This is a genomic window from Citrobacter sp. Cb004 (assembly GCF_030337065.1).
Lineage (GTDB): Bacteria > Pseudomonadota > Gammaproteobacteria > Enterobacterales > Enterobacteriaceae > Citrobacter > Citrobacter braakii.
Map to the genome: position 1 here is coordinate 109,973 of NZ_JAOWCH010000070.1, position 16,312 is coordinate 126,284.

A 16,312-nucleotide genomic window follows, 5' to 3' on the forward strand; every position below is an offset into this window, starting at 1 on the left:
CTTGCCCGGCCTGCATATCTCAACTGCGCTACTGCACGCTTATCCGTAACGCCGCAGCTGTGGCAAACGGGCTTAGCGTGGCGCTGCCGACCAGCAACGCGCCCAGAATCGCCATGTACCCTTCAACCGGTAAATGCATGGAAGCCGCATCCATCGCCGCGGTCGCAAAAATCAGTAAGGGTATGGTGAGCGGGAGTACCAGCACGCTTAACAGCACGCCGCCGCGCTTTAAGCCCACCGTCAACCCCACGCCCGGCGCACCGAGGAAGCCCAGCGTCGGCGTCCCGAGTAACAAGGTCAGCGCCATAATTTTCCAGCCGTACATGTCCATGCCGAGCAGCAACGCCACCAGCGGCGAGAGGATCAGCAGCGGCAGGCCGGTCACGACCCAGTGCGCCATCACTTTCGCCAGCACCACTGCCGGCAGCGGCAACGGCAGCAGCATCAGTTGCTCAAGGCTGCCGTCCTGCAGATCATCACGAAACAGGCGCTCCAGCGCCAGCAACGACGCCAGCAGCGCCGCAACCCAGATGATGCCCGGTGCAATACGTGCCAGCAGTTGCGGCTCCGGCCCAATGCTCAGCGGGAACAGCGTAATAACAATCAGGAAGAACCATAAAGGATTGGCGATTTCCGCACTATGACGAAACGCAACTCGTAGTTCTAAACGGAAGATTCGCCACATCATTGCGTTGCCCTCTCGCTGTTCAGCGCAATACGTCGCACTTTATCGGTCTCGACATTGAGCGGTTGGTGGGTGGTGAGAATAACAATACCGCCCTGCTCCGTATGCTGCGCCATACGCTGAGTCAGTCGCTCAACGCCGTTCACATCAATGGCGGTAAAGGGTTCGTCGAGGATCCACAGCCGGGCGCGGGTCAGCCACAAACGGGCCAGCGCCACGCGGCGCTGTTGTCCGGCGGAGAGTTGATTCACCGGGATGTCTTCATATCCGGCAAGCCCCGCCTGCGCCAGCGCAGCCAGACACTGTGCGACGTCGCCGTCATGGTGAAAGAAACGCAGGTTTTCCAACGCCGAAAGCCGGGTTTTTATCCCCGGCTGATGTCCGATCCACAGCAGTTGTTGATGGTAGCTGTCCCGCACGTGATGCAGCGGTTGCTCTTGCCAGCAAACCTCCCCTGCGTCGGGACGCGCCAGCCCGGTAAGTAACCGCAGCAAAGTGGTTTTCCCTGCGCCGTTGCTGCCGGTAATTTGTACCCATTCCCCTGCGTTGACGCGAAATGACAAATCGCTGAACAGTATTCTGTCATCCCGCTCGCAAAGTAATTCTCTGGCTTCAAGCATACCTGGTTATCTACATCCTGTTAAAATCCCGGTTTGACTTCGCGCATATCAGGCAGTTTGTGCGCTATCCCTTTATGACAGTCAATACAGGTTTGCCCGTCTTTCACGGCCTGGTCGTGCATTTTGGCCGCAACGCCTTTCTGGGCGGTTAAATCCATAAACTCGAAGTTGTGACAGTTTCGACACTCTTGCGAATTGTTATCTTTCATACGCCGCCACTCATTTTGCGCCATCGTTAAACGATGGTCTTCAAATTTCTGCGGTGTATCTATCAACCCCAGTGCTTTCGCGTACAGCTCTTTACTGGCCTTGATCTTACGAATCATTTTCGGACCCCACTCATGTGGGACGTGGCAATCAGGGCAAGTCGCTCGCACACCACTACGGTTGTTGTAGTGTACGGTTTCCATGTATTCCTGGTACACCGTATTGCGCATTTCGTGACAGCTAATGCAGAACTCTTCTGTATTGGCCTTTTCCATACCGGTATTAAAGCCGCCCCAGAAAATAATGCCGCCCACAAAGCCGATTAACAACAGCGTGCCGAGCGCCAGACGGCTGGGGCGACGCCACCATTGCCAGACGCGCTTAATCCAGCCTGGTTTACGGTTAGAATTTTCCATAATGACCTCTTATTTCCCGTAACCTTTCGAGGGGGTGAAGGTATTTTCAACAATCGGCGCGGCGTCAGCCTGCGGCACGTGACATTGCAGGCAGAAATAACGACGCGGCGCGACTTCAGCCAATACCTTACCGTCGCTGTCCATAAAGTGCGTCGGACTGATGCGCGGCGCACCGGTGGTGCGATAGCTTTCCACACCGTGACATTGCAGGCAGCGGTTAGTATTAGTCGTCACCTGATACCCTTCAACGCTGTGCGGAACCATCGGCGGCTGATTCACATAGTTCAGCGGCATACGCACTTGCTCTTTCGGCATGCGAATCGCCCCTTCTTGTGTCCCTGAGACTTCCGGTGACTGACTCAGATCCACTCCGTTTGCAGCCCAAACGGCCCCACTGACTACCAGGGCCAGCGCAGCCGTCCATTGACTCAGCGCTTTAATCAGGTCATGGCTTTTCATGATTTCGCTCCCGAACTCCATCGTGTTGTTATTGTAAAAACATCCTCAGAACAGACATCCACACAGCGACCGCAGGCCATGCAATCGCGGCTGGTTACCTGCACCGGACTTTGCTCATCCAGCACCGGCGCACGTAGCACATGCGGTTCCGGGCAAACATGAAAACAATCCATACAGCGGTTACATCTGTTACGTTCTTTTGCCGAAACGGTTAATGCACCTTTACTCCCCACCACGCTATACAGCGCACCCAGTGGGCAAAGATGCCCGCACCAGCCATGCTCAACGACTAGTAGATCAAATAAAAACAGCGCGAGGATCAGCAGCGCCCCGCTGCCAAATCCCATGACCAGGCTCCGTCCGAGCAGAGAGACTGGGTTTATCCACTCCCACAGCAGCGTACCGGTCAGCGCGGAACCGACCAGGATAACCACCAGCAGGACGTACCGTATATGGCGCGGCAGGGTTGCAGACTGATTCAGGTCAAACCTTCTACGCAACCAACTGGCTAAATCGGTGACAGGGTTCATGGGACAAACCCAACTGCAAAACAGTCGCTTACCCGCCAGGGCATACAGCACTGTGATGATGACCGCCCCCGTTAACGCAACCGTCGCCGGCAGGTGTCCGCTGGCCAGGCTTTGCAGGGTAATCAGCGGATCGGTGAACGGGATGGAGTCCAGCAACAGGCTGCTACTGTAATTGCCATGCAGGATCCAGACGCCAAGCCACGGGCCGCTAAGGAACATCGCCAGTATCAGAAACTGGCTCAGACGACGCAGCACCAGCCAGCGATGACTCTTCCACCATCCTTTTTTTGCCTGCGCTTCACGCCCGGCGTCACGTTTACGATTTGCCATTGTTCCCCTCCAGCCAACCGAAGCGGTAATGGTGTCCTAACTCCCCTTTCGCCAACGACAGGGGCAGCACTTTTATTGCTGGCTGCTCCAGGACGCAGACTTTTTCGCATTTCCCGCAGCCGGTGCAGGCATCGCTGTGTACGGTCGGAATAAACCGCGCATGCTTGCCGGTACGCATGTTGCGGTCCAGCTCCAGGGTGATAGCCTCATCGATTTTCGGGCATTCGCGATAGCAAACGTCGCAGCGTAATCCCTGATAGTTGAGGCAGTTTTCGTGATCCAGCAGTACCGCCAGCCCCATGCGTGAATCGTCAATAGATTCAATGTCCCTGTCCAACGCGCCGCTGGGGCAAACTTTGGCGCACGGAATGTCTTCACACATTTCGCAGGGAATATCACGCGCGACAAAATACGGCGTACCGGCAGCCAACCCTGAGGCCAGCGTCGCCAGCTTCAGCGTGTCATACGGGCAGGCCTGAACGCACTGACCACAGCGCACGCAGGCACTGGCGAATGCCTCCTCGCTCAGTGCGCCTGGCGGGCGCAGCCGCACGCCGGTTGCACGTGCGGTTTGCTGTTGCAACCCCAGCGCCACGCCAACGACGGCCAGTCCGCCCGCTGCGCGAACCATATCGCGCAGAAAGCGGCGGCGGCCATTTTGGGGTTTTGCTGACCGGGACATAACGCGTTACACCTTCGCCAGTTTCACAGCGCACTTCTTGAAATCCGTCTCTTTGGAGAGCGGATCCGTCGCATCCAGCGTCAGGTTGTTCACCAGCTGTGCGGCGTCGAAGAACGGCATGTAGACCAGACCCTGCGGTGGACGGTTACGCCCGCGCGTTTCAACTATCGAGATAACTTCACCACGACGGGAAACCACCTTGACTTTGTCGCCACGGCGCAGATCGCGTGCTTTTGCATCCAGCGGATGGATAAACAGCACAGCTTCCGGGAAAGCACGGTGCAGCTCAGGTACGCGACGCGTCATGCTGCCGGTATGCCAGTGCTCCAGCACACGTCCGGTAGACAGCCACAGGTCGTACTCTTTATCCGGCGCTTCTGCGGCAGGTTCAAATGGCAGCGCGAAGATGACCGCTTTGCCGTCCGGCTTACCGTAGAACTTGTAGCTTTCACCCGCTTTCACGTAAGGGTCGTTGCCTTCGCTGTAGCGCCACTGGGTCTCTTTGCCCTCAACGACCGGCCAGCGTAAACCGCGCGCTTTGTGGTAATCGTCAAATGGCGCAAGGTCATGCCCGTGACCGCGGCCAAACCAGGCGTACTCTTCGAACAGCCCTTTTTGCAGATAGAACCCCAGCTCGCGGGATTCATCGTTCAGCTGATCTTCTGCCAGTTCAGCCACCGGGAATTTCGTCACTGCAGGCGTGGCAAACAGTACGTCATACAGCGTTTTGCCGCGCAGTTCCGGTTTCTGCGCCAACAGCGCTTCCGGCCACACTTCTTCTGTTTTGAAGCGACGAGAGAACTGCACCAGTTGCCACAGATCCGATTTCGATTCACCCGGCGCTTTAATCTGCTGACGCCAGAACTGTGTACGCCGTTCCGCGTTACCGTAAGCACCTTCTTTCTCTACCCACATCGCGGTCGGCAGGATCAGGTCGGCCGACAGAGCACTGACCGTCGGGTACGGATCGGAGACGATGATGAAGTTGCGCGGATCGCGCCAGCCCGGCATACGCTCTTCGTTGATGTTCGGACCGGCCTGCATGTTGTTGGTACACATCGCCCAGTAGACATTGAGCTTGCCATCTTTCAGCGCACGGTCTTGTGCCACGGCATGCAGACCGATTTTTGCCGGAATGGTCCCCGCCGGAATATTCCAGTGCTTCTCACAGATATCGCGGTGTTTTTCGTTCGTAACCACCATGTCCGCAGGCAGACGGTGGGAGAACGTACCGACTTCACGCGCGGTACCGCAGGCGGAAGGCTGACCGGTCAAAGAGAACGGACCGCAGCCTGGCTGGGAGATTTTACCGGTCAACAGGTGCAGGTTATAGACCAGGTTGTTGGCCCACACGCCGCGGGTATGCTGGTTGAAGCCCATCGTCCAGTAGGAGATGACTTTTTTCTTCGGATCGGCATACAGCTGCGCCAGCTGTTCCAGCTGATCTTTCGGTACGCCGGTCATTTCGGCGGTTTTATCCAGCGTGTACTCGGCAACAAAGGCTTTGTAATCCTCAAAGCTCATCGGCTCAGAGGCATCGGATCCCGGGTTTTTCGCCGCTTTTTCCAGCGGATGGGTTGGACGCAGACCGTAGCCGATGTCCGTCACGCCTTTACGCAGATTAACGTGCTTGCTAAAGAAATCCTGGTTGATCGCATTGTTTTGAATGATGTAGTTAGCGATGTAGTTGAGGATCACCAGATCGGTTTGCGGCGTGAAGACCATGCCGTTATCCGCCAGCTCAAAGCTGCGGTGCTGGAAGGTGGAGAGCACCGCGACATTAACATTGGGATCGGACAGACGACGGTTGGTGATGCGCGACCACAGGATCGGGTGCATCTCCGCCATATTCGCGCCCCACAGGACGAAAGCATCTGCATGCTCGATATCGTCATAGCAGCCCATCGGTTCATCCATACCGAAGGTACGCATAAAGCCGACTACCGCTGATGCCATGCAGTGACGCGCGTTCGGGTCGATGTTATTCGAACGGAAACCCGCTTTAAACAATTTGGCAGCGGCATAACCTTCCCAAATCGTCCACTGACCCGAGCCGAACATACCGATAGACTCCGGGCCTTTCTCTTTCAGGGACGTTTTGAATTTCTCTTCCATCACGTCAAAGGCCTGGTCCCAGCTAATCGGGGTGAACTCGCCTTCTTTGTGATACTTACCGTCCTTCATGCGCAGCATCGGCTGCGTTAAACGGTCTTTTCCGTACATGATTTTCGGCAGGAAGTAACCTTTGATGCAGTTAAGCCCACGGTTAACCGGCGCATCCGGATCGCCCTGGCATGCCACAACACGCCCTTGCTGCGTCCCGACCAATACGCCACAGCCCGTCCCGCAAAAACGGCACGGGGCTTTGTCCCATTTGATGGCTTCTTGCTGACCGACTACCGCACGGGCTACGCCCGGCACGCTTAACCCGGCAGCCGCCGCAGCGGCCGCAACGGCGTTAGCTTTCATAAAGCTACGACGACTGAGTTTCATGGTGTTTCCTCACCTTGCTCATCCTGCTGGTGATAAACCAGCGACACCGCCAGCACGCCCGCAACGTTGCGCACTGACTCAATAGTTTTCATTAACGTTTCGCTGTGCTCAGCTTCCACCACCACGATCAGTTGACCGCTTTCCACATCGCTGAGTGCAACTTCGCAACCGGGGAACGAACGCAACTGCGTGGCGATATCATTGATATGCTGACTTTTGGCCTGAACGACCAGGCTGCAGACCTGCCAGTTATTGTCCATGGTTGTACTCCGCGTTAATGGCTGATACCGGGCAGATAGCGACACATGCGCCACATCCGTTACAGTCCTGATTGTCGAGCTGCGGCTGATAAATGCCGGACAGCGTGGGACGAAAGGTTATGGCCATGGGTTCACAGCTATCCTGACAGCGATGACATTCAACGGACTGATGTGCGAGACAGTTTTCCCCAATCGTAAAATTCAGATCCCATGCCCTGGTGTGGCGCGGAAGAAAAAGGGATTCAGAACAGGCCTCTGCGCAGGCATAGCAAAAGCTACACTCGCCGCGTTTGAAATTTACGCTCGGGTAACCGCCCTGGCCTCGCTGCAGGATGTCGGTTTCACACGCCTGGATGCAGGCGTCACAACGAAGGCAATGGGCCAGAAAGTGAGAGTCTTCCTTGCTCCAGGGCGGACGGATCCCTGAGTTGGCGTTTCGCCAACTGCCTGTCAACATGCTTCGACGGGATAAATCAACCATGACATTGTCCTTCCATAATGACGCCCTTCCCTGGCGGGTTGAACGACATAAAAAACTGCACTATTTATGAGTAGTTATTTTTAGTCGTAAGATATTTCAGGATGTGTTAGAGGTGCATACCCCAATCGGGGTAAATGCTGTTGCCGGATCAAAGGAGTGTTGAGTTGGCGGGAAAAAATGCGCTTTTGCTCACATTTCAATGAGTTATATAACACTGTATATAACGAACCTCTCAAAAAGAGAATGATTTTATAATTAAGATTATTCTTAGAATATATCGCTAATCTGAAAGCAGACCTCTACCAAATACACTTAAAATATAAGTAAATCCAGATTAATCGATTATGTAAATATGTTAACCTGCCCCAGACTCGTTCATAAGACAGAAGAAAGGAAACACTGTGAACAATAAGATGAAAACAATTGTCCCTGCCGTACTTTTCGCCGCCTTTGCCAGCGCCTCTGCATGGGCTGCCAGTAACGATGCCGGCGCTCAGCCGCTGGAAAAAGTCGCCCCTTATCCTAAGGCGGAAAAGGGTATGAAGCGCCAGGTTATTCAGCTTACCCCTGAGAAAGATGAATCTACTCTTAAAGTAGAACTGCTGATCGGACAAACGCTGGAAGTTGACTGCAACCAACACCGCCTGGGCGGAGAACTGGACAGCAAAACGCTGGAAGGTTGGGGATATGACTACTATGTCTTCGACAAAGTGACGTCTCCGGTTTCAACCATGATGGCCTGCCCTGACGGTAAGAAAGAGAAGAAATTTATTACCGCGTATCTGGGTGATGACGGCATGCTGCGCTACAACAGCAAGTTACCGATTGTGGTCTATACGCCGGAGAACGTGGAAGTGAAATACCGTATCTGGAAAGCGGAAGAGAAGATTCAGGACGCAGTCGCGCGATAAGTAAGAATGTGCCGGAGGGCGGCGTACCGCCTTATCCGGCATTTTATTTACAGTGCGATATCCGCTACAGTTTTCTGCTCAGGCTGCGGTTGCGCCTGAGGTTTCAGCTGAGGTTTCGGCGCTTCATCAGCAGCCTGCGGCTTGTCATATTTCAGCCCCAGAACATCACTGGTGTATTGCAGCTCTTGTTCCGTAGCTTCAACGTTACCGTTCAGCTTGGTACCATAAGACGGAATAATGGTTTTCAGTTTCGCCTGCCATTCAGGGCTGGCCACTTTATCTTTAAACACTTTTTCCATCAGATGCAGCATAATCGGCGCCGCGGTTGATGCACCCGGAGAAGCGCCCAGCAGCGCGGCAATGGTGCCCTCTTTATCGCTGACGACTTCGGTACCCAGACGCAGCACACCGCCCTTCTCCGCATCACTTTTAATGATCTGCACACGCTGGCCCGCCTGCCATAAACGCCAGTCTTCTTTTTTCGCCTGCGGATAGTACTCTTGCAGCGCGGCAAAACGGTCGTCATCGCTGAGCATCACCTGGCTTACCAGATATTTCACCAGATCGAAGTTATCCAGACCCACGTTGACCATCGGCATAAAGTTCGAGGTGGTGGTCGAGCTGAGCAGATCCCACAATGAACCGTTTTTCAGGAACTTGGTGGAGAATGTCGCGAATGGCCCAAACAGCACGACGCGCTTGCCATCAAGGATACGGGTATCGATGTGCGGCACGGACATCGGCGGCGCGCCAACGGAGGCCTGACCGTACACTTTCGCCAGGTGGCGATTCACCACGTCCGGATTATCCGCAACCAGGAACTGCCCGCCAACCGGGAATCCGGCATAACCTTTCGCTTCCGGAATGTCGGTTTCCTGCAACAGCTTCAGCGCTGCGCCACCGGCACCGATAAAGACAAACTTCGCCTTGATATCGTGTTCCGCTTCGTTATTTTTCAGATCGGCGACCGTGACGGTCCAGCTATTGTCGGCATTGCGTTTAAAGCCACGCACTTCGGTACTCAGCTGCAGCGCAAAGTTGGGCTTTTTCTGCAACGAGGCAATCAGCTGGCGCGTGATTTCGCCGTAGTTTACGTCAGTACCAATCTCGGTACGCGTTGCCGCGACTTTCTGCTTCGGATCGCGGCCTTCCATGACCAGCGGCGCCCACTCTTTAATCTGCGCGTGATCTTCGGAATAACGCATGCCACGGAATAACGTGCTCTGCTGCAGTGCGGTGTAACGGGCACGCAGGAAGTTCACGTTCTCGTCACCCCAGACAAAACTCATGTGCGGAACGGTGGTGATAAATGAGCGTGGTTCATGCATTACGCCATTATTGACCTGATAGGCCCAAAACTGGCGGGAGATCTGGAAGGCTTCGTTGATTTCGACTGCCTTTTCAATGCTGATGCTACCGTCGGCCTTTTTAGGCGTGTAGTTCAGCTCCATCAGTGCGGAGTGGCCTGTTCCGGCGTTATTCCAGCCGTTTGAGCTTTCCTGCGCTACACCATCCAGTCGCTCAACCATGGTCATTGACCATTGCGGTTCCAGCTCCTGTAAATAGGTTCCCAGCGTGGCGCTCATGATGCCGCCGCCAATCAACAGTACATCCGTTTCCTGCTCTTCCGCCGCTTTCGCTTTTGCCGCCATCGAGACAACATTCAGCCCAACGGCCATGGTGAAGAGCATGGCAGTCACTTTTTTCATAATGTTAATGCCTTACTTTTAGTATCGCTTTTTTGCTTTTAATGCAGGTGAAAATCGAGCGGCATCAACGGTAACACTTAAGTAAAAATATTTAAATATTGTTTATAAATTATATTTAATTTTTAAAAATGTTATTAATACGTTGATAGTTTATACGGTTATTGACAATCATTTCTGGAAACCGGTCCGTCAGACAGGTACTATGCTGCGCTTTGCTATTCACCGCACGGATGCCTGTCGGTCTGCTGTATCGGGCCATTTTTGACCTAAGAGTAACGATGTCTGCCACTCAACCCTCCTCTGTCGCAGTAGCGGAGCACGCGACGCGCGCAGTGCTGCGCCAACCCCGTTTACTGGTTCGCGAAACGCTGGCCGGTGTGGTAACCGCCCTGGCGCTGATCCCGGAAGTGATCTCTTTTTCCGTTATCGCCGGCGTCGATCCTAAAGTCAGCCTGATAGCCTCAGTCGTACTGTGCCTGGCAATGTCATTTTTAGGTGGCCGTCCGGCAATGGTTACCGCAGCGGCAGGATCGGTCGCGCTGGTGATTGGCCCGATGGTGCATCAACACGGCGTCCAGTACATCCTGCCTGCGGTGGTGCTGGCCGGGATTATTCAGATCCTGTTTGGCGTATTGGGGATGGCGCGTCTGATGCGATTCATTCCTACAGCCGTCATGACCGGTTTTGTGAACGCGCTGGGTATTTTGATTTTCTTTGCCCAAGTCCCGCATTTCTGGGGTAAAAGCCCGCTAATCTGGGGGCTGTTTGTCCTGACCCTGTTGATTGTGCTGTGGGTTCCGCGGTTTATTAAAGCGATCCCCGCGCCGCTTATCGCCATCGTGCTGCTGACGGTGTTCACTGTCACCAGCGGACAACTATTACCGACCGTCGGTGACGAAGGTTCAATGCGCGGCGGCCTGCCGGGATTCACGCAGTTATTGGTACCGCTCAACCTGCAAACGCTGGCGATTATCTGGCCCTGCGCGCTGAGCATCGCTTTTGTCGGATTAATGGAGTCGCTGTTAACCGCCCGTCTGGTGGATGACCTGACGGTTACGCCGTCGAATAAGAATCGCGAGAGCGCCGGGCTGGGGATAGCCAATATTCTGGCCGGTTTTTATGGCGGCATCGCTGGGTGTGCGATGATTGGTCAAACCATCGTTAACGTCGAGATGGGCAAAGGACGCAGCCGCATCTCGACGGTCGCCGCCGGGCTGGTGCTGTTGTTGCTGGTCACCGCCTTAAGCGAAGTAATGGCGAAAATCCCCATGTCGGTGCTGGCGGGAATTATGGTGATTGTGGCGGTGAAAACCTTCAGTTGGCACAGCATCCAGCCCGCTACGCTGCGGCAACTCCCCGTTACTGAAACGCTGGTGATGCTGATGACCGTCGCGGCAACGGTGTCAACCGGCAACCTGGCGCTTGGCGTGGTTGCCGGGGTGATGACGATGCTCATTCTGCCGCGTATCGTCAGAGGCAAACGTGCGGCTACATCAGAAACAGCGTTGCCAGACCGAGAAAAATAAAGAAACCACCGGTATCGGTGATTGCCGTAATCATGACGCTCGAGCCGACCGCCGGGTCGCGCCCGAGCTTCACCATCGTCATCGGAATAATAACGCCCATCAACGCCGCCATCAGCAAATTGAGCATCATCGCCAGGGTCATTACGCCGCCGAGCGCCATGTCATCGTACAGCCACCAGGTAATGCCGCCCATAATTCCGCCCCACACGAGGCCATTAATCAACGCCACGCCCATTTCGCGCAGGATCAAAAACGTCAGGTTTCCCGGCTGAATATTTTGTAGCGCCAGCGCGCGAACAATCATGGTGATGGTTTGATTCCCGGTGTTGCCGCCGATCCCCGCCACAATCGGCATCAGCGAGGCCAGCGCGACCAGTTGCGAAATTGTATGTTCAAAGCCGTCGATCACTCGCGAAGCGATAAAGGCGGTACAAAGGTTAACGGCCAACCACGCCCAGCGGGTTTTTACCGCTTTCGTGACGGGGGCAAACACATCCTCTCCGGCGCTTAAGCCGCCCATTCGACGCAGATCGGTATCAGTTTCTTCATAGACCACATCGACGATCTCATCGATGGTTAAACGGCCCATCAGTTTACCTGAAGAGTCAACGACCGCGGCACTGACCAGGTCGTCACGTTCAAAGGTTCGCGCGGCGTGTTCGGCGATATCTTCCGGAGAAAAGGTGAGCGGATCATCTTCCATCACCTCGCTGACTTTTCGCTGCACGTCATTGAGCAGAATACAGGTGAGCGTCAGTTCCCCGACCAGCACTTTATTGCGGTCGGTCACGAAGAGTTTATCGGTGTTCTCCGGCATTTTACCCAGCCGCCGCAGGTAGCGTTGTACCACTTCCAGCGTCACGTCCGGACGCACGGTGATAACTTCGAACTCCATAATCGCACCGACGCGATTCTTCTCGTAGTGCAGCACTTGGCGGACGCGCGCCCGCTCCTCGGCCGGTAACGTCGCCAGCAGTCGACCCGTGAGGTTACGAGGGAGGTGCTGAACCAGATAAATCTGTTCGTCGATATCAAGGTATTGCAACGCATCCAGCAGCTCACGGTCGCTCATCTCATCGATCAGGTCGTCCCAGACGTTTTCTGACGCCTCAAGCAGGACGTTACCGCGCTTTTCACTTTCGACCAGTCGCCACAGGGCGTGACGCTCTTCAGAAGGTAATGCTTCGAGGGTATCCGCCAAATCGGGCGGCGGCAGGTGGGCGACCAGCGCCCCTACCTCAGCAATATCGTCGGCTAACGTGCCGACGTCATATTGCTCAGCCAGGGTAAGCTTGCCCAATAGCGTTGAAACAACGGCTTTATCAGTGGTCAGCAGCCAGATAAGACGCGCACGCTCTTCATCACGCAGTCTGGCGCTGTTTTTGTTTGTTACAGGCATTAATCATAAATCCATGATATGAAATATCATTAATCATGATGCCGATTTATGTAAATAACAATAAACAGTGCCGCCGGGTGGATAAAAAACCGGCGGCATGTGGGATCATGCGGTGCGGGCCACCGCGTCACGCGAGGCGGCATCACGCTCATCGCCCAGCAGTTCACTCAACTGTCCGTTACGCATTTCCAGCAGACGATCGGCGTGAATAAAATAGTGATCGTCATGGCTAATGGCGAAGATAGTTTTACCCATTTCTTGCATCAGCGGTAACAGGACCTGATAGAACTCACGACGGAAATGGGGATCCTGATCGGCAGCCCATTCATCCAGCAGAATGATGTCGCGCTCCTCCGCCAGAGCCAGCAGCAGCGCCACGCGTTTCTTCTGCCCTTTCGACAGCTTCAGATTGAGGATGCGGCCATCGTTCATCTCCAGCTTGTGACCCATCTTCAGATGTTCCAGCCACTTCGCTACCAACTGCGGATTGGCTTCTTTACCTTCCGGCCCCAGCAGTTTGTCGAACAGCCAGACGTCGGTAAACACGGCGGAAAACAGCTTGCGATAATCTTCCGGCTTTTCAACGGCCACGGCCTTACCATCAAGCAAAATTTCACCTGACTGCGGCTGGTATAGCCCGGTCAGTAACATCGCCAGCGTAGATTTCCCGCTGCCGTTGCCGCCAATCAGGAAGATCAGTTCACCGCGATGAATCGTCAGATTGACCGGCCCTACGGAAAACGCATTATCCTGATAGTGGAAAACCACGTTACGCAGTTCCAGCGTTTGCCAGTTTGGAAAAGCGGTTGGGCGCGGGAATTCGGCCTTAAAAGGTGCCAGTGCGAATTTATTCAGCTTGTTGAAAGCCACCTGCGCAGTGAGCAGGGTTGGTAGCGCGCCAACGGCAGAGAGCAGCGGTGTACGCAGGAATAACAGCGTCAGTGAGTAAGTCGCCGCCACGGCGGTATCCGCCCAGCCCAGACTATTCGCCATCCAGAACACCAGACCAATGGCGCCCAGCATCATAATGTTTGACCAGTTGACCGCGCTCAGGTGGAAGGTATCGGCGCGAATAATATGGTGACGGTACTCTTTGGCATCCGGGACGTACATCTGATTAAAGATATGCTCGGCGCGCTCGCGGTTGAGCGTCAGCTCTTTGCGCCCTTCCAGCACCGTCTGATAATCGTTGTACAACTTGTCTTCCGTTTCGCGCAGGGTAGCCATGTGCTTATACACCCGCGCCACCAGCACAAATCCCCCCCAGATGGTGATTGCCATCCAGATTGCCGTCACCAGCAGCATTTTGGTCGACAGCATCGCCAGATACGCCGCCGATCCGATGGTCAGGATAATCCCCTGCACCAGCTCAGGCAGACGAACAAAGGCGATGGTGATGTTACGAATATCGCTGGTTAAACCGGCCAGCAACGAGGCGCTGCCAAGCTGTTCAATACGCTCGACGTGGGTATCCAGAATACGTTTGATAAATTCGCTACGCAGGCGGTAGACAAAGTGGTGGCCGAGCGTGGTCAACGCCAGCTGAGAGCCGAGAGTGACAACCATCAATAGCAGCAACAGGCCAAGAAACTCCGGCAGCACCATCAGCGTGGTGTCGACCGTTTCAATCAGACGCTGGTTGATAAACGCAATCAGCCCAATCCCCAACGCAGCGCTGGCGAGGCTGAGCGCCATGACGCTGATAAATGGCCAGCGATACTGCCGCCAGACAAGAAGTAAAAGTTCCATGCGAACAACCCGGACAAGTAATAACAGCCCGCAGTTTAAACATCTCTTCGCTGACAGCAATAATAATTCTTATTTTTATTCCTTTTTACCCGCCTGACGAAACGTCAGATTGTAGCGACAGTCTCCGGTCAACGGATGATACCCCGTCTTAAGCGGCTGGATCCCATGATAAAACAGCCGCGAAGTACCGCCCCACACCACTACATCGCCATGTTCCAGCAGCAAACGCTTTAAGGGGTCATTACGGCGCAAGCCGCCAAATTGAAAGATGGCCGGCAATCCTAGCGACACCGAGACAATCGGCGCCCGCAGGTCGGGCTCGTCTTTATCCTGATGTAAGGACAGTTTTGCCCCTGGCGTGTAGCGGTTAATCAGACAGGCATCGGGTTGAAAATCAGCATAGCCCGCCGCCGTCGCTGCCTGTTGGCACAGGTCAGCGAATGCATCCGGCAGCGGCGGCCAGTGCGCGCCGGTTAGCGGATCAAAAGGAGAATAAAGGTAACCATGTTGATCCGTCGTCCAACCCAGACGACCGCAGTTGGTCATTGCCACCGACATCGTGTAGCCGCCGGGCGTCACCATCTGGCGAAACGGCGACTGTCTGGCGATAGCCGCTATCGCCTGCAGCAGAGACGGTGCGCAGTCAAAAGCGAAGCGTCGCAGAATAACCGCGCCTGACGCCAGCGGCTCCTGCCAAGGTTTCGCATCCGCAAAGAGATCGAGCATTATGTTTCCTCGCCAGTCGTTTCACGTTGCAGTAACTGTGCTTTGCGCGCAATGCCCCACCGGTAGCCCGAAAGCGCGCCATCGCCGCGGATCACCCGGTGACACGGGATGACGATTGCCAGTTTATTCGCCCCACAGGCGCTGGCCACCGCACGCACCGCCTTCGGTTTGCCGATGGCGCTGGCCAGTTGCTGGTAGCTCATCGTTTCGCCGCACGGAATTGCGCGCAACGCCTGCCACACCTGCTGCTGAAATGCGGTTCCGCGGATATCCAGCGGCAGCGATAACGGCGCGTCACGCGCATTGATTGCGGCGATCACTTCGCGCACGCGCTGCTGAAAATCGGCATCTGCTGGCACATCCTGAGCGGCGGGAAACAGCTCATGCAGATCCGCAACCAACGTAGCGTCATCATCACCTAGTAAGATCGCGCAGATACCACGTTCGCTTTCCGCCACCAGACAGCGACCCAGAGAGCAATCTGCCAGGGTATAGCGTACAGAAACGTTGTCGCCACCTTTACGAAATTGCTTTGCGGTCATGCCTAACGTCTGATCCGCTTTTCGGTAGTAGCTGCTGCTGTCGGGAAATCCGGCGTTGAGAATTGCCTGCGTTACCGGAACGCCTTTCGCCAGGGCATCGCGCAGACGGCGGGCGCGCCAGGACTGCTGCCACGCTTTGGGGGTCATGCCCGTTGTGGCTTTGAACAGGCGATGTAAGTGATACGGGCTCATCGCCACCTGCTGCGCCAGCTCGTCCAGCGTGAGGGGAGATTCCTGCTCCAGTAACTGGCAGGCGTGGGCTATTTTCTCCAGCCGATGCTGGTGGGCGCTGTCTTTTTCCGGCTGACAACGTTTACAGGGACGAAAACCGGCGGCCAGCGCCTGCCGGGCATCGGCAAAGAAACTGACATTTTTGCGCAGCGCATGTTTCGCCCGACAGGACGGACGGCAGAAAATGCCGGTGGTCTGCACGGCGAAAACAAACTGACCGTCAGCGTCGGCGTCACGATCCACAACGGACTGCCAGCGGTCATCATCAGTTATGTGTAAACGATTTTTCATTATGGACTCCTTTGTTAAGCATAGCGCTTAGCCTCAGTGTGTCCCCATAGCCGGATACGAAAACC

Annotated in this window: 16 protein-coding genes; 2 read left to right on the plus strand and 14 right to left on the minus strand. The window is 55.1% G+C overall.

Translation table 11 applies throughout. From position 1 onward, the window contains the following. Positions 1–28: 28 nt before the first annotated feature. From ccmB to napF, 9 genes are read right to left on the minus strand one after another with little or no spacing between them, the layout of a single operon-like run. On the minus strand, positions 29–688 hold the full coding sequence (gene ccmB, locus OGV65_RS21855; protein ID WP_003027542.1) for a heme exporter protein CcmB: 660 nt from the start codon (positions 686–688) through the stop codon (positions 29–31). Then, entirely contained in the window at positions 685–1,305 is a 621-nt protein-coding gene (gene ccmA / locus OGV65_RS21860; protein ID WP_286455413.1) for a cytochrome c biogenesis heme-transporting ATPase CcmA, read from the minus strand. The genes ccmB and ccmA overlap by 4 nt, the downstream gene beginning before the upstream one ends. A 20-nt stretch (positions 1,306–1,325) precedes the next feature. Then, on the minus strand, positions 1,326–1,928 hold the full coding sequence (gene napC / locus OGV65_RS21865) for a cytochrome c-type protein NapC (RefSeq protein WP_003027548.1): 603 nt from the start codon (positions 1,926–1,928) through the stop codon (positions 1,326–1,328). 9 nt (positions 1,929–1,937) lie between these two features. Continuing rightward, positions 1,938–2,387 carry a nitrate reductase cytochrome c-type subunit gene (napB, locus tag OGV65_RS21870; RefSeq protein ID WP_016153772.1) on the minus strand — a complete coding sequence of 150 codons (450 nt, stop codon included), beginning with the start codon at positions 2,385–2,387 and terminating at the stop codon, positions 1,938–1,940. Continuing rightward, entirely contained in the window at positions 2,384–3,247 is an 864-nt protein-coding gene (napH, locus tag OGV65_RS21875) for a quinol dehydrogenase ferredoxin subunit NapH (protein WP_019077252.1), read from the minus strand. Before napH ends, napB begins: the two co-directional genes overlap by 4 nt. Further along, positions 3,234–3,929 (minus strand): ferredoxin-type protein NapG, encoded by a 696-nt coding sequence (napG, locus tag OGV65_RS21880; protein ID WP_016153774.1) that lies wholly within the window; start codon positions 3,927–3,929, stop codon positions 3,234–3,236. The genes napH and napG overlap by 14 nt, the downstream gene beginning before the upstream one ends. 6 nt (positions 3,930–3,935) lie before the next feature. Beyond that, entirely contained in the window at positions 3,936–6,422 is a 2,487-nt protein-coding gene (gene napA, locus OGV65_RS21885) for a nitrate reductase catalytic subunit NapA (protein ID WP_016153775.1), read from the minus strand. After that, positions 6,419–6,682 (minus strand): chaperone NapD, encoded by a 264-nt coding sequence (napD, locus tag OGV65_RS21890; RefSeq protein WP_016153776.1) that lies wholly within the window; start codon positions 6,680–6,682, stop codon positions 6,419–6,421. The genes napA and napD overlap by 4 nt, the downstream gene beginning before the upstream one ends. Then, positions 6,672–7,163 (minus strand): ferredoxin-type protein NapF, encoded by a 492-nt coding sequence (gene napF / locus OGV65_RS21895; RefSeq protein ID WP_153690196.1) that lies wholly within the window; start codon positions 7,161–7,163, stop codon positions 6,672–6,674. Before napF ends, napD begins: the two co-directional genes overlap by 11 nt. A 413-nt stretch (positions 7,164–7,576) precedes the next feature. Here napF and eco point away from each other — a divergent pair, with 413 nt between their 5' ends. Continuing rightward, on the plus strand, positions 7,577–8,074 hold the full coding sequence (gene eco, locus OGV65_RS21900) for a serine protease inhibitor ecotin (protein WP_029139607.1): 498 nt from the start codon (positions 7,577–7,579) through the stop codon (positions 8,072–8,074). Positions 8,075–8,121: 47 nt separating this feature from the next. On the opposite strand, the gene mqo is transcribed toward eco, so the two are convergent. After that, positions 8,122–9,783: a malate dehydrogenase (quinone) gene (gene mqo, locus OGV65_RS21905; protein WP_047500935.1), complete on the minus strand. Its 1,662-nt coding sequence runs from the start codon at positions 9,781–9,783 to the stop codon at positions 8,122–8,124. Between the two features lie 278 nt (positions 9,784–10,061). Here mqo and OGV65_RS21910 point away from each other — a divergent pair, with 278 nt between their 5' ends. After that, entirely contained in the window at positions 10,062–11,309 is a 1,248-nt protein-coding gene (locus OGV65_RS21910) for a SulP family inorganic anion transporter (protein ID WP_286455414.1), read from the plus strand. Here the strand turns inward: OGV65_RS21910 and mgtE are convergent. From mgtE to ada, 4 genes are all read right to left on the minus strand, one after another. Further along, positions 11,272–12,708, minus strand: a complete 1,437-nt coding sequence (gene mgtE, locus OGV65_RS21915) for a magnesium transporter (protein WP_016153782.1) — start codon at positions 12,706–12,708, stop codon at positions 11,272–11,274. The genes OGV65_RS21910 and mgtE overlap by 38 nt on opposite strands. A gap of 105 nt (positions 12,709–12,813) precedes the next feature. Then, entirely contained in the window at positions 12,814–14,457 is a 1,644-nt protein-coding gene (locus OGV65_RS21920; RefSeq protein WP_016157011.1) for a multidrug ABC transporter permease/ATP-binding protein, read from the minus strand. Positions 14,458–14,532: 75 nt separating this feature from the next. Then, on the minus strand, positions 14,533–15,183 hold the full coding sequence (gene alkB / locus OGV65_RS21925) for a DNA oxidative demethylase AlkB (RefSeq protein ID WP_016153784.1): 651 nt from the start codon (positions 15,181–15,183) through the stop codon (positions 14,533–14,535). Then, positions 15,183–16,247 (minus strand): bifunctional DNA-binding transcriptional regulator/O6-methylguanine-DNA methyltransferase Ada, encoded by a 1,065-nt coding sequence (gene ada / locus OGV65_RS21930; protein WP_141875445.1) that lies wholly within the window; start codon positions 16,245–16,247, stop codon positions 15,183–15,185. Before ada ends, alkB begins: the two co-directional genes overlap by 1 nt. Positions 16,248–16,312 lie beyond the last annotated feature (65 nt).